Annotated in this window: 12 protein-coding genes; 9 read left to right on the top strand and 3 right to left on the bottom strand. The window is 63.5% G+C overall.

Annotated features, from left to right (window positions below; genetic code table 11):
• Nucleotides 1–52: 52 nt before the first annotated feature.
• The 9 genes from RVY76_RS15830 to RVY76_RS15790 all read left to right on the top strand — a co-directional run bounded on the left by RVY76_RS15830 (nt 53) and on the right by RVY76_RS15790 (nt 7,722).
• Nucleotides 53–976 (top strand): tripartite tricarboxylate transporter substrate binding protein, encoded by a 924-nt coding sequence (locus RVY76_RS15830; protein WP_317376862.1) that lies wholly within the window; start codon nt 53–55, stop codon nt 974–976.
• Nucleotides 977–1,078: 102 nt separating this feature from the next.
• Nucleotides 1,079–2,008, top strand: coding sequence for a sulfite exporter TauE/SafE family protein (locus tag RVY76_RS15825; RefSeq protein WP_317376861.1), 930 nt, complete (start codon nt 1,079–1,081; stop codon nt 2,006–2,008).
• On the top strand, nt 2,005–2,739 hold the full coding sequence (locus RVY76_RS15820; protein WP_317376860.1) for a TIGR02186 family protein: 735 nt from the start codon (nt 2,005–2,007) through the stop codon (nt 2,737–2,739). Before RVY76_RS15825 ends, RVY76_RS15820 begins: the two co-directional genes overlap by 4 nt.
• A 329-nt stretch (nt 2,740–3,068) precedes the next feature.
• Entirely contained in the window at nt 3,069–3,773 is a 705-nt protein-coding gene (locus tag RVY76_RS15815) for a GntR family transcriptional regulator (protein ID WP_317376859.1), read from the top strand.
• On the top strand, nt 3,770–4,594 hold the full coding sequence (locus tag RVY76_RS15810) for a transporter substrate-binding domain-containing protein (protein ID WP_317376858.1): 825 nt from the start codon (nt 3,770–3,772) through the stop codon (nt 4,592–4,594). The genes RVY76_RS15815 and RVY76_RS15810 overlap by 4 nt, the downstream gene beginning before the upstream one ends.
• 62 nt (nt 4,595–4,656) lie before the next feature.
• Nucleotides 4,657–5,322, top strand: a complete 666-nt coding sequence (locus tag RVY76_RS15805; protein WP_317376857.1) for an amino acid ABC transporter permease — start codon at nt 4,657–4,659, stop codon at nt 5,320–5,322.
• A gap of 10 nt (nt 5,323–5,332) precedes the next feature.
• Nucleotides 5,333–5,998 carry an amino acid ABC transporter permease gene (locus tag RVY76_RS15800; RefSeq protein WP_317376856.1) on the top strand — a complete coding sequence of 222 codons (666 nt, stop codon included), beginning with the start codon at nt 5,333–5,335 and terminating at the stop codon, nt 5,996–5,998.
• Nucleotides 5,999–6,007: 9 nt separating this feature from the next.
• Nucleotides 6,008–6,778, top strand: coding sequence for an amino acid ABC transporter ATP-binding protein (locus tag RVY76_RS15795; RefSeq protein ID WP_317376855.1), 771 nt, complete (start codon nt 6,008–6,010; stop codon nt 6,776–6,778).
• A gap of 23 nt (nt 6,779–6,801) precedes the next feature.
• Nucleotides 6,802–7,722 (top strand): aminotransferase class IV, encoded by a 921-nt coding sequence (locus RVY76_RS15790; RefSeq protein WP_317376854.1) that lies wholly within the window; start codon nt 6,802–6,804, stop codon nt 7,720–7,722.
• A gap of 178 nt (nt 7,723–7,900) precedes the next feature.
• Here the strand turns inward: RVY76_RS15790 and RVY76_RS15785 are convergent, their stop codons facing one another.
• The 3 genes from RVY76_RS15785 to RVY76_RS15775 are packed head-to-tail and all read right to left on the bottom strand — an operon-like array spanning nt 7,901 to nt 14,442.
• Complete coding sequence (locus tag RVY76_RS15785; RefSeq protein ID WP_317376853.1) at nt 7,901–10,942, bottom strand: cadherin domain-containing protein; 3,042 nt, start codon at nt 10,940–10,942, stop codon at nt 7,901–7,903.
• A gap of 39 nt (nt 10,943–10,981) precedes the next feature.
• Nucleotides 10,982–12,316, bottom strand: a complete 1,335-nt coding sequence (locus tag RVY76_RS15780; protein ID WP_317376852.1) for an HlyD family type I secretion periplasmic adaptor subunit — start codon at nt 12,314–12,316, stop codon at nt 10,982–10,984.
• Nucleotides 12,313–14,442 carry an ABC transporter transmembrane domain-containing protein gene (locus RVY76_RS15775; RefSeq protein WP_317376851.1) on the bottom strand — a complete coding sequence of 710 codons (2,130 nt, stop codon included), beginning with the start codon at nt 14,440–14,442 and terminating at the stop codon, nt 12,313–12,315. Before RVY76_RS15775 ends, RVY76_RS15780 begins: the two co-directional genes overlap by 4 nt.
• Nucleotides 14,443–14,489: the final 47 nt, after the last annotated feature.

Here is a 14,489-nt window from a genome sequence, read left to right as displayed (position 1 = left end):
TGGCGCGACATGTCACAGATCGCTCATCATTTCACGAGGAGCGTCGATCGCGATGACCAGAGCCGCAGCCTGCGCCGCCCTCATCGCGATCTGCGGTCAAGCCTCCGCCCAGGACGGCGACGCGATCACACTCATCGTGCCCTACGATCCGGCGGGCCCCACCGACATCATGGTCCGCGCCATCGCCGATCTGATGGAGGAGGAGCTCGGATCGAGCGTCATCGTCGCGAACAGCTCGGGCGGGGGCGGGATCGTCGGCATGGAGCAGGCCCTTGCGAGCGCACCGGACGGAAAGACGGCCGGGCTCTATCTGACCAACACGCTTGTCGGGATGGCGACCGGGGCCGCACCCTTCGGCATGGAGGATATCGCACCCGCCTGCATGTTCGCCGAAACCCCCCTCGCCGTCGCGGGCATCGGCGGGGAGGAGGCGCTGTCGGGTCTCGAAGATCTCCTCGCGACCGAGGATGCACGCCTCGCGATCGAGCGCGGAACGCTTTCGCAGCTCGCCGGTCTCCTGATGGAGGACGCGAGCGGACATCAGTTCCAGCTCATCGCCGTGGAGGCGGGGCCCGACAAGGTCATGTCCGTGCTCGACGGTCTCGTGACTGCTGTGGTCACGCCGCTGCCGGGCGTCATCCGCGAGCACGAGACGGGCGAGTTCAGGATCCTCGGCGTCCTTTCCGACGAGCGGCTCGAACGCATGCCGGACCTGCCCACGGCACGCGAGCAGGGCGTGGATCTGTCGATGATCCAGAGCTTCGGCTTCATGTTTCCCGCAGGCACGCCCGAACCCGATATCGACGCATTCTGCGATACGGTCGAAACCGCGACGCAGGACGCCGACTTCCGCGCGCTGATGGACGCGCTGGGTGTCGATCTGCGCTTCCTCAGGGGCGTGAATTACGGCGAATACATGCGCGAACAACGCGAACGCATCGCCGATCTCGCGGCGATCGCAGGATTTGGCGGCTGAATGATCCGCGCGGGTATGCGTCCGCCGCGCGCCGTATTATAGGCTCGGACGACCAACGCCCGGCGATCCGGCGTTCACCATCCGCGAAGAGGTGCCCGGCACATGCCGATCTATCTGCCCATCGCCGAGATCTCGCTGAGTTTCTTTACGCTCGTCGCCGTCGGAACCGGGGTCGGAGCGATCGCGGGCCTCTTCGGTGTGGGCGGCGGGTTCCTCCTCACGCCGCTCCTGCTGATCTCGGGGGTGCCCTCGCCTGTGGCGGTCGCGTCCGTGACGGCACAGGTCGTGGCCTCCTCGGCATCCGGGGCGATGGCGCATTGGCGGCGCAAGACGATCGACATCAAGCTCGGGGGGGTGCTCGTCGCGGGCGGCGCGGTCGGATCCGTCCTGGGCGTCGCGACCTTCGACTGGCTCAGACAGCTCGGTCAGCTCGATGCGGTGCTGGCGATCAGCTACCTCGTTCTTCTCGGGTCGATCGGGACGATCATGCTGATCGAATCGGTCAGGTCGATCTTTCGAAGCCGTAACGGATCGGCTACCCGACAGACCCCCAAGCGGCGGGACTGGACCAAGACCTGGCCTTTGAGAATGCGGTTCCGCAGATCGGGAATGTATATCTCGGCGATCCCGGTCGTCATCATCGGGGCCGCGATCGGCTTCATCGGGGCGCTGCTCGGGATCGGCGGCGGATTCATCCTCGTTCCGGCTCTGGTCTATCTGCTGCGGATCCCCGGCAAGTTCGTCATCGGCACGTCGCTGATGCACCTCGCGGCTGTCATGGCGGTGACCTGCTTCCTCCATGCCTGGCAGAACCAGACCGTCGACATCGTGCTGGCACTTTGCCTCATGATCGGCAGCGTGGTTGGTGCTCAGGTCGGCACCGCGCTTGGCGGTCGACTCGGCGGAGCGCAGCTGCGCGTCCTGCTGTCGCTTCTGGTGCTGGGCGTCGCGGCCAATTTCGCCATTGACCTCTTCATCGATCCCGGTCCGATCTTCGTCTCGTCAGAGGTAGAGGTGGAGGAACTGCCATGAGCGCGCTTCGTCTCTGGCTGCTTGTTGCCCTGACGATTTTCGTCTCCGGACAATCACGGGCGCAATCGGTCGAGATCGCCTTCGCAGCCCCCGACGTGCAGATCAACTCCCGCTTCGCGGGTGAGCAGATGGCCTTGTTCGGCAGCGTGGACGACGTGGCGGGCCAAAGCTACGAGATGCTGATTGCGATCTACGGTCCGCGCCGCAACCGTGTGGTCGATCGCAAGGGGCGTCGCGCGGGCATGTTCCTCACGACCGAACGGGCATTCTACAGGCTGCTTCCGGACAGCTATTACCTGCTCGGTGGGCCGTCGCTCGAACGGATGACGGCGGAGGCACTGGAGCTGACCCCGCTCGATATCATCGAAGGCGCGCGGATGGAACCTGGCGCACTGGCCGATCCCTTCGACGAGGCGTTGCTGACCGTGCTCCAGGGGCAGTTCCAGTACGGCTATCGCGAGAACGCGATCCAGTTCCACTCGCGCGATTTCTTCTCGGCACGGTGGTCGCTCCCGTCGAACGCCAAGCCGGGCATCTACACGGCGCAGGTCTATCTGGTCTCGGAAGGCGAGGTGTTGTCTGTCGACACCCATACGTTCGGGGTCAGACTCACCGGGTTCGAGCGGGGCATCCGGCTCGCCGCGCGGAATTATCCGCCGCTTTACGGCCTCGCCTGCGTGATCGTCGCCCTTGTCGTGGGCTGGGCGGGAGCAGCGCTGGCCCGCAGGTAGCTGTCGCCGTGCTAAGTTCGACACGACGGTTTCCGGCATTCGCACATATAGGAACCGGACGGAGCCCCGTTGGATCGACCCAGCCAGTGTTCATCCGTTTTTTTGACTTTCTAGCCACAAGTACCTGCAAGAAAATCACTATCAGTTTTTCTGATAGAGAAATCCAAGTTGGGTCGAACATCCACAGCCTAAAGTTGATCTTTGCTCTTCGCCAATGACGGACTTACGGAGCCTATCTTTAGGTGACGCCGCATAGTTCGCTGGCGTTTGACAATGAGCGTCCTTCATGTAGCCTCGTTGATTGTAGACAATCTGCAGGATGCCTGCTCATGACGATGCTCGACACGGTGATACGGCGCGAGACCATGGCCGATCAGATCGTCCGGGCGATGCGCGTCGCGATCCTGAGCGGTGAGTTCGAACCGGGCGAGCCGATGACGGAGACCGCGCTGTCCGCGCGTTTCGGAGTGAGCCGTGGCCCGATGCGCGAAGCCATGCGAAGGCTCATCGACGAAGGCCTCCTCGTCTCCGTGGCGTTCACCGGCACACGGGTCCTCGACCTGTCGCTCAAGGATATCGACGATATCTACGCGATGCGGATCTGTCTCGAACGTTTCGCTTTCGAGCAGATTTGGGATCGACGCGACGCACGGTTCCGCGCCGAGCTCGCGGAGCGCCACCAATCCCTTTTCGCGGCGATCGACGCAGGTGATGATGTTCAGGCCATCGACGCCGAGCTCCATCTGCACGGCCTCTGCTACGAGGCCTGCGGAAATGCATTACTGCTGGAAAGCTGGCGGGGAATCCGTGGGCGTCTGCAACTCTACTGGGCCGCACATCACAGGGCACATGGGATAACCGGACCGAAGCGCGAAAGCCACGACGATTACGTCCGGCTCGCCCTTGGCGCGGATCTCGAACACATGCGTGCAGAGATCGATACCCACATGCGGCTTGGCCTAGAGAAGACGAAGTCCTTCGTTCAGACAATCGATAAACCACAAGAACCATATCAGCAGGAGAGACCAACATGATGAGACGTGACATCCTCGCGAGCCTGGCCGCCATCGGGATCGCCGGGGCCGCCCCGGCGCTTGCCCAATCGGGCGGGACGATGGCGCAGGTCGAAGACAGCGGTCAGCTCAGGATCGGCGTGACCTCGGCCGAGCCCTGGTTCTACAAGGATCCGATGTCGGAGGAATGGACCGGCGTGGGTGTCGCCATGGGCGAGCGCATGGCCGAAGATCTGGGCGTCGAGATGGTCCCCGTCGAGACGAGCTGGAGCAACGCAGTCGCAGCTTTGCAGGCCAACCAGATCGACATGATGTTCGTGCTCGACCCGACGGAGGAACGCCGGCAGGCGCTCGACTTCCCTGAAAACCCGCTGTTCTACTACGCGATGGGTGCTCTCGTCGGCGAGGGGTATGAGGGCACGAGCTGGGACGATCTCGACCAGCCCGACATGCGGATCGGCGTGACGCTCGGCACGTCCCTCGACCGCAATATCACGGAAATGATGGACGAGGCCGAGATCAGCCGCTTTTCCTCCAACGATGAGGCGATCGCCGCCTTCGCGGCCGGCCGCGTCGATGCAGTGGTTCAGTTCCACCCCGCGCTGGTCGTGCAATACGCCCGTCTGCAGCTTGGCGAAGTGCTTCTTCCCGAACCTGTCGAGCCGGTCGCGACCTCTGTCGGGCTTCGCAAGGACAACGACGGCGCGTTCACGGACTGGGTCAACGACACGATTGGAACCCTCTACGCGGAAGGCGTCCCCGACGAGATCTTCGATGAATATCTCGAAAGTCGCGGGGTCGACCCCGAAGGCATTCCCGGCCTCGTAAGAGAAGACTGGTAAGCCGCTGACGCTGCGCCCAGATTTTTGGCCGGGCGCATTCCGAGCCAAGCGAAGGATCTCGAATGGATTACGCCTGGGATTTCGGGCCGGTTCTGGCGCGCTTCGATATGCTGCTGATCGGTCTTCTCAACACGGTAAAGATCGCGGCGGTATCGATCGTGTTGGGCGTACTCGTCGGCCTCGTGCTCGCGATGATGCGGCTCTCACCGCGGCGTCTTGTCAGCGTACCCGCACTGGTCTTCATCGAGTTCTACCGGAACACCCCACCTCTCGTCCATTTCTTCTGGTTCTTCTATGCTTTGCCGGTCGTTCTTGCAGTCAATCTCACACCCTATGTCGCGGCGGTACTGGCGCTTTCCACGCAATCGGGAGCGTTCTATGCCGAGGTCTTTCGCGGCGGCATCGTCTCGATCGAGCGCGGGCAGTGGGAAGGCGGCCGCGCGCTCGGCATGACACCTCCGGCCCTCATGCGGCGGGTCATCCTTCCACAGGCAATGGCGCGGATGGTTCCGCCGTTCATCGAGCGCAGCTTTGAGCTGCTGAAGACCACCGCGCTCGCCTCGACGCTCGCCTATGCGGATCTTCTCTACCAGGCCATGCTGGTGAATTCCGAGACGTTCCGCCCACTTGAGGTCTATACGACGATCGCGCTGATGTACCTTGCGCTGCTCGTCACGGCGAGCCAGCTCGCCCGCCTCGCCGAAGCGCGCCTGACGGCCTATCAATGAGGGGCGGACGATGAATTACGAGCCGAACTTTTCGATCGTCTTCGACAATTGGATCGTGCTCTGGCGCGGCCTGGTCGTCACGATCCTGATCTGGCTGCCATCGATCTCGCTGGGGCTCGTCGGCGGCTTCGCCATTTCGCAGGCACGCATGTCCAGGCGGCATTGGCTGCGTATTCCAAGTCTCTGCTATATCGAACTTTTCCGAGATACGCCCGTTCTGATCCAGCTGATCTGGTTCTACTACGCGTTCCCGATCCTCATCGGGGTGCAGATGTCGCCCTTCGCGGCAGCGCTCCTCGGTCTTACTCTCAATACCTCTGCCTATTCTGCCGAGATCTTCCGCGGCGGGATCAACTCGATCCACCGCGGCCAGATGGAAGGGGCCAAGTCGATCGGCATGACCAGATCGCAGGCGATGCGTCGGATCATCCTGCCGCAGGTCGCCAAGCGGATGCTTCCGGCCTTTACCAACCGTACGATCGAAGTCGCGAAGATGTCCTCTCTCGCCTCGGTCATTCAGGTCCACGAACTCATGTATCAGGGGCGGCTGCTCTCCTCGACCTTCTACCGGCCGTTCGAGATCCTGACTGTCGTGGCCTTCATCTATTTCGTGCTGATCTATCCCGGCACATTCCTGGCGGGCCGCCTCGAAAAACGCCTCGCCCGGTCGAATTGAGGAGCGCCCATGAGCCCGCCCATCCTTGAGATCCGCGACCTTCACAAGCGCTTCGGCAGCAATCACGTGCTGCGCGGCATCGATTTCACCGTGGCCAAGGGCGAGCGGATCGCCATCATCGGGGGATCGGGATCGGGCAAGTCCACCTTCCTGCGCTGCATGAACTTCATGGAGACCCCGTCGGGGGGCGAGATCCGTCTCGACGGAGAACGCATCGGTGCAGAGAAGAACGGCCGCGTCACTTACCCGGAGAAGCAGCTTTGCAAGGTGCGCGAGCGGCTGGGAATGGTGTTTCAGCAGTTCAATCTCTTTCCCCACATGACTGTTCTGCAGAACGTCATGGAAGGCCTTGTCACAGTTAAGAAAATGAAGCGGTCCGATGCCAAGACGATCGCTGTGCGCGAATTGGAGAAGGTCGGGTTGGCGGACAAGCACGATGCCTGGCCCAGCCATCTCTCGGGAGGGCAGCAGCAGCGCGTTGCCATTGCGCGTGCATTGTCTATGGAACCCGAGATCCTGCTTTTTGACGAGCCGACCTCCTCACTTGATCCCGAGCTCGTGGGCGAAGTGCTGCGGACGATCAACCACCTCGCAAGCGAAGGGCGGACGATGCTGCTTGTCACACATGAACTGGGCTTCGCGTATCACTTCGCCACCAAGGTCATCTTCCTCGCCGATGGGGTCTTCCACGAGGTCGGAACGCCCGACGAGGTACTGAAGAGTCCGAAAATGGCCCGGACCCAGGATTTCCTGCGGCGCTTCGGCGAATTCTCTTTCTGATGAATCCAAACGGAGGCGCGACAATGACACCGCCCAGCAACACGTCCTCGCAGAGCTATGCCAAGGATTCCCGCAACGAAGGCGTCGAGGTCTACGTAAACGGCGCGTTCTTTCCCCGTAACGAGGCAAAGGTGTCGATCTTCGACGCGGGCTTCGTACTCGGCGACGGGGTCTGGGAGGGCCTTCGCCTTGTGAACGGTCGCCTGCTCGCGGTCGAGGATCATATCGACCGGCTCTACGAAGGGGCGAACTCTATCCAGCTGGATATCGGAATGCCGAAATCCGCATTGGTTGACGAAATATGGAAAGTGTTGCGTCACAATGGAATGGAGGACGGGGTTCACATCCGTCTCATGGTGTCGCGCGGGACCAAATCGACGCCGAACCAGGATCCGCGCTTCATTGTCGGCGGGGCGACGATCGTCATCGTCGCCGAGTACAAGCAACCCAACCCGGAATTGAAGAAGACGGGGCTGTCGCTCCTGACGTCGACGATCAGGTGCTCGACGCCTGACGTGTTCGATCTCAGGTTGAATTCGCACAGTCGCCTGAACTTCATTCAGGCTCTGATACAGGCGATCAACATGGGTGCGGATGAGGCGCTCATGCTTGACGACCGTGGGTTCGTTGCAAGCTGCAACTCTACGAATTTTTTCATCTTTCGCGGAGAAGAACTTTGGACCTCCCGAGGGGATTGCTGCTTCAACGGCATTACCCGGAAGAAGGCGATCGGGATATGGAAGGATGCGGGGCTTGTCGTGCGCGAGAAGGACTACACGCTTGCAGAAGTCTATGGAGCGGACGAAGCCTTCGTCACCGGAACGCTCGGCGGCATCACCCCTGTGTCACGCATCGACGGCAGGCAGATCGGTTCGGGAGTGCCGGGACCGATGACCAGCCGAATGATGGGGCTTTATCAGACGCATGTTCTGGAAACCGCATAAATCACTTGAAGGTCGGGCTTCGAGCTTTGGCTTAGCAACAAGATTGACGTTCTGGGCTTTCAACATGCCAAACTTCGACGACCCAAAGTTAGGCGCTGAAAGCTCTGACGTCTTTTAAGTTCCGTCGGCCCAGACCAGCCGCGCCTGTCTTTTGCAGATCAGGCGCGGCTGGTCTGGTTTACCACTGGATCTGCTCGATCCCGGCGAACGAGATGCTGCCGCCATCGTCGAAGGTAATGGTGCCGGCCGCGTCTTGCGACAGCGTCGCACCGCCGTCGGAAACATCGGTGATGCCGCTCCCATCCTCGACGAGCAGCGTCCAACCGTTTCCGTCGATCTGGGTGTCGCTCACATTGACCGGGCCCGAACCGTCGAAGATCCGGATGAGATCGGTCCAGCCGGTATCGCCATGAACTGTGTCCGCGCCTTCGCCGGACGAGACCCAGAACTCGTCCGATCCGTCGCCTCCTTCCATGAAATCGTTGCCCGTACCGCCGACGAGAGTATCGTTGCCGTAACCTCCGAAGATCCTGTCGTGACCCTCGTCTCCATAGAGAAGGTCGTCGCCGTAGCCGCCCTTGATCGTGTCGTCGCCCGCCCCGCCATGGACGGTATCCGCGCCATCCTCCGCTGCCCAGGCACCGCCAGCTCCGGCGTCGATGTTGTCGTTGCCCTCGCCGCCGTATATCAAATCCGACCCGACCCATCCGAGAATGGTGTCGTTCCCGGTGCCGCCGAGAAGCGTGTCGTTGCCGTTGCCGCCATCGACCCGGTCGTCGCCCGCACCGCCGTCGAGCAGATCGTCGCCGTACCAGCCGACGAGAGTGTCGTTTCCGGCACCGCCGAGAAGGGTGTCGTTCCCGACATCGCCGTCGAGCTTGTCGGCCCCGTCGCCTCCCACGATCAGGTCGTCACCCTGTCCGCCCCAGAGCGAATCGTCACCGGCACCACCGAGAAGGGTATCTTCGCCTCGGCCACCTGCGATCGTGTCGTTGCCGTCACCACCATCGAGAAAGTCGTTGCCACGGCCGCCGTCGATGCGGTCGTTGCCGTCGCCTCCCCAGAGACGGTCGTCACCGTCGCGCCCGATCAACGTGTCGTCACCCGCACCGCCGAGCACGACGCCACCGTCCGCGTGGGTGGTGATGTGATCCGCGCCCCTGCCGCCGATAATCTCCAGTTCCGAAACGCCGATATCGTCGAACACGACACCACCGTCCGCGAGGATCAGTCTCTCTGCCACATCACCGGGGGATATCAGGATCGTCTGTGTCGACTCGGCACCGAACCGATCGGATGCGGTAACGACCAGCGTGACCGGTCCCTGCTCGAAATCGAGGCTCTGTCCCTCGGCGAGCCTGAGGCCACCATCCTCGTCCACGGCGAAGCGCGGATCGTCGACCGACCATCGCACGACATCGCCCTGATCGGGGTCCTCGGCCGAGAGCCTGCCCACCATGGCCTCGATTGCATTCTCGAGAACGCCGATCTGCTCGAACGATATATCGCCCGGTGCGAGGTTCAACGCTTCCTCGATAGAGATCTCCCCGTCGGAGAAGTGCAGGGCGTCGATGCCTCGAAGGCTGTCCGTTCCATCGGGCGAACCGGGCCGCAGATCGCGGACGATCACGGCACCGGTATCGTCCTTCGTGACATCGTAGTCGGCCCGAACTCCGTCATAAACGGCGACGTCGTATCCCTGGCCCCCTTCGATCGTGTCGTTTCCGGCGTTGCCGGTAATGATGCTGCCGTCGGTGGCATGACCGGCGATCATGTCGTCGCCATCACCGCCGGTAATCGAGAGTTCCGCGACATTCGCATCGACGAAGCTGCTGCCGCCATCGGCAAGCGCGATATGCTCCGCGATGTCGTCCACGCGGATCGTGTAGGTCTGCGACGTGGCCGATCCGTCGGTCGACGTTGCGGAAACGGTGATGTCGTGATCACTCGCCTGCTCCGCATCGAGGGGTGCCGCGACAGTCACCTCGCCCGTGGCGGCATCGATCGCGAAACGTCCGCCGGCATCATCCGTAAGCGTGTATGTCACCGTATCCCCGGTATCCGGATCGGCGGCCTCGACGGTGAGGCCCGTGGACGTTCCGGGGAGCGCATCCTCAAGCACGGCATTCTCGACCGGGTTCGTGTCGGTTTGCGGGCCGATCGCGGTATTCTCCGGGCTTTCGTCGACGGGTGCGCGGGCATCTTCGGAGGTCTCGGTATTCTCCGCCGGTGGGACAGGCCCGTCACCGCCATCCTGATCCGTGGGTTCCGGTTGCAGTTCCGGATCGAGGATCGGTTCGGGTTGCGGCGGGGTTCCGGTATCGGGAATTGACGGCCCTCCGTCGGTCTTGGGCGGCTGGACCTGCTCGTCGGTCGATGATGGGGCGTCAGACACCGCAGCGTTATCACCTGCATCCTCGGGGACGGCACCAGGGGTTGCCGGATCGCCGTCCGAAAGGGGCGGGGTATCAGGCTGCGGCGGCAGATCGGGTCGGACCGCATCGCCATCGGGCAGGGTAGGATCCTCCGACGCGGAAGGCTCGCCGGCATCGGAATCCGAGCCAGACGGCGCTTCCTGCCCCGGTTCCGGATCGGTCGGAGCGTCCGGGGCAGGCTCGACGACCGGGTTCTTTCCATCGGGCGCAGTGACGTCCATCCGATCGATTGCGGCATCCTCGGGCGGGGAGGGGTCGGGAGTATCGGTGGACACGGCGTCATCAGCCCGGGACGGAACCTCGGACAGCTCCTCGACGGGCGGCAGGACGTCTTCGAAGGGGTTTGCGCGAAACTCCTCGACGGGAAAGGTCGAGCGTGGCGGGGCGAACTCGACCTCGATGGGTTCGGGCGTCGGCTGATCTGGGTCCGCTCCGCGATCGTCTCCCGCAGAAACTGCCAGCGATCGCGTGCCCTGATGCGATGCGGCCGAAGGCTGGAACGCAGGTGTGGAACTCGGGTCCGCATCCGAAAGAGAAAGAGCACGTTCGGTTCCGGAATCCTCGACACGGGGACGGGAAAAGAGGACACCCTCTTCCGCTTCGCCGACACTGCCGAGGACCGTCCATGAGACCGCACTGCCGGCGAAGGTCACGCTGATCGGCGCGGCGGAGGCCGCGCTGTCGGCTTCCACGTCGGTCGCGGGACGGGGGCCGTCAAGCCTTGCGTCGCGCGGACCCGGTTCGCTGCCACGGGCCTGCACCGGCCTCGAATCTACCTGCGTCATCGTCTCTGCCTTCCGAAACTTCTCGCCGCCCGGGCGGACCTATCTCTCGGTCAGCGCGCGGTCGGAGATGATCCGAAGCGGCTTCAGGAGATAGGACAGGACCGTCCGTCGTTCAGTCGTGATGTTTGCCACGACCGTCATTCCGGGAGATATGGGGAGCATTGTGTCGCTTTCGTGGCCGCGATCGGCGAATGCACCATTCTTTTCGAACGACAAGGTCGTCCGGAAGACCTGCCGTCCCCCGTCGATCTCGAAGCTCGAGGGCGAAATACGCTCGACGCGGGCCTCGATGTCGCCGAACCGCGTAAAATCGTATGTCAGGATCTTGAGGCTGACCGGATCGCCGACCTTGATGCCGCCGACCCGCTCTGCCGGTATCTCGATCTCGGCCACCGCACGGCTGTCGCGTGGCACGATCTCGGCCACGATCTCGCCCGCACCGAGAACCTCTCCCGGGCCCTGGACCTCGATCGAATTGACGATGCCCGCGACCGGCGCGGTGAGGATGGTGCGGGCGAGCCGCTCGTCGATCTGGCCTAGCGTCTCCTGCGCGGCTTCGAGTTCCTCGCGTGCCTCGCCCGCATTGCGCGCCGCGTCGAAGCGATATGACCCGACGAGTTCGGCCTCTTCTGCCAGGGTCCGGGCGATCCTGGCCTCGGTTACGGCACGCTCGCCCGAAAGCGCGTCGCGGTTGGCGCGGAGCTTCACGAGATCGCGGTCGAGATCCTCGACCGCCTGACGGGTCAGGGCCCCACTGTTCTCGACGGCACCATAGCGGGCCTGCCGGGCGGCGAGGAGATCGATCTCGTAGCCGAGCGAGGTTGTACGCGCCGTGATCGCGGCGATGCCGGCCTCGGCAACGGCGCGCTCCTGGCGGATCACGTCGAGCTGCGCGGCGCGGAACCCAAGTTCCTCGATCAGCGCGGGATCGATACCGGCACCCGCCCGGTCGCGCGCTTCGGACTCTGGGGCCAGTGCGAGCAGCGCGTCGTACCGGGCAATGTCCCGTTCCAGCCGCGTGATCCGGGCCGTGAGCTTGCGGCTATCGGCGCGCAGATCGGAATCGTCGAGCACGACGAGCGTATCGCCCGCCTCGACGGTATCCCCCTCGGCGACGGCAATGCGTGCGACGACGCCGCCCTCGGGATGCTCCACCCGCTGCAGGAGGCCCTCCGGACGGATCATCCCCTGACCCGTCACGGTCTCGTGCACGGGGGCGTAGGCTGCCCAGGCGATGAAGCCGACGAGCGCTACGGCAATCGTCCAGACGAGCGCACGTGCGGGGCGTGTTTCGTGGTATTCGGGGAGGAACGCACTCGACGTGAGGGTCGCGTGGCCGGCGTGAGCATGGGACATGGTTGACGGAAGGATCATGGCTTCCTCTGTTCGATGGTGGACGGTGCACCGGCGAATGCAACGCGCCCGTCGCGCAGGGCAACGACGTGTCGGGCGCGTGCGAGAATGGTCGGCCGATGGCTGACGAGGACGCATGACATCCCGTCCAGCCGGCGTTCGAGCGCCGCCATCAGGAGGCGTTCATCTTCGGGGGAAAGCGACACCTCGATCTCGTCGAGGAGGAGAATCTTCGGCATTCCGAGCAGCGCACGTGCGACGCAGAGCTGCGTTCGGAAGGTCGGTGTCATCGCCGCTTCGGCAGCCCGGTCGAGAACCGTGTCGAAGCCTGCCGGCAGCGCGCGGACCTTGTCGAGAAGACCGAGTTCATCGCAGATCGCCTCGAGGTCGGTGCGTGTCGCGGCAGGGGCAATCAGGCGCAGATTCTGGGCGACCGTCCCGTGGATAAGAAGCGGTTCGTGCCCGACATATCCGATGAGCTCGGCTTTCTGGCGCCCGGCCCATTGCGCGAGGTTCATCGTCCCGAGGCGTACCCGACCCGACTGGATCGTATGATTGCCGACGATGGCCCGGAGCAGGGAAGTCTTTCCCGCGCCCGACGGACCGGCGATGCAGGTCAGGCAGTTCGGCGGAATCTCGAACGTCAGGTTCTTGAGCGCGGGCTCGCTCGATCTCGGGTATCGCATGACCACGTTCTCGAACGCGATCGGCATCTGCGAGGAGCCGGTCTGCCGCCCGTCCGTCCGCACAGCGCTGTCGTCGCGTTCGGAGGGGAGGGCCCTCATGGCGTCGACCTGCCGGAAGATCTTGAGCAGGCCGTCGGCCCGCATCAGCACGAGAAGCGCCTGCCGTACCGGACCGAAAAGGCGCGATCCGAGAATGATGCACGCAACGAGCGCGCCACCCGAGATATTGCCTTCGGTTACCTGCCAGGCACCTACGAAGGCGATCGCCGCGACGCTGAGCGTCATGACAATCGACAGGCCAATACCGAGAGCTGCGACCGTCCGATCGAGCGCGGCCTGTGCTTCGAGTTCTTCCTTGAAGGCGGGCTGCAAGCGTGCCGAGAAGGCGGGCCCTAGTCCGCGCCGCGCGATTTGCCCGGCGTGATCGAGCGTGTCGCTCAGAAGGCGACGATAGGCCCTTCGGGCCGTGCCATGGCGGGCGACCCGGCTTCTCAGCCGCGGGACGGCGATCGCCACGATGACCGCGAGCACGGCAAGCGTGGCGAGCACCACGAAGCCGAGCTGAAGGTTGATGACGAAGATCGCCACGATCAGCGCCGCGACGAAAGGAAGATCGAGCATGATGATCATGCCCGGACCGGCCGCGAAATCGCGTACCGCCTCGAACTGCTTGAGGCGTTCGAGCTGTTCGCTGTTCGGCGCGGCGACCAGCAGGCTCAGCGGCATGCGCAGGAGCTTGGAATAGAGTTGCGCGCTCACGATGTAGTCGAGGCGCCCCGACACCCGCGCCGTAACCTGCGCCCGGATGCGCCGAAGCTGGATGTCGATCGCCATCATTCCCACAAGACCGATGCAGATCGCGACGAGCGTATCCATTGCTTCGCTTGGCAGGACCGCCTCGAAGACGAAGGCCACCGACATCGACGCCGCGATGATGAGCGAGCTCGAGAGCGTGGTCAGAAGCACGAGCAGACGCAGTTCCGGCCAGAACCGGGTCACGATTTCACGCCGCAGAGGTTCGACCTGTCCCGCGCCCTCGTGGCTTGGTCGATCCTCGACGATCAGGCAATCGTAGACGCGCCCCGCCCGGATTCCCGACCGCGCTCCCGTCGCGCAATCCCGCAGGACCGCTCCATCGCCCAAAAGGGTCTCGACGAAAAGCACACGGTCGCGATGGAGGATCATCGTGCCGGGCGGAAGTGCCGCAAGATCCGCGCCACTGTACTGGACCTCACGCGTGAAAAGACCCAGATTTCGCAATGTCGCCCGGATTTCGGGAATCTCGAACCGGTCGGGAAAATGCGGTGTCGCCCCGGCGAAACTGCGCGCGTTGACGGGCCACGCACGGCGACGCAACACCTCGACCAGAATGCGCGGACCCGATCCCGCGACGGGGATGCCGCAAAACAGGCCACTCTCCATGCCTTCGATCAACGTGTCGTAGGCGAAGTCCGCAGTCACGGGATCCGCTTGGACGGCGTGGTGTATCTGCGCTTCCCCTGAGTGAT

It is taken from the genome of Palleronia sp. LCG004, assembly GCF_032931615.1.
Classification (GTDB): domain Bacteria; phylum Pseudomonadota; class Alphaproteobacteria; order Rhodobacterales; family Rhodobacteraceae; genus Palleronia.
This window is presented reverse-complemented; position numbering and strand designations above follow the sequence as displayed.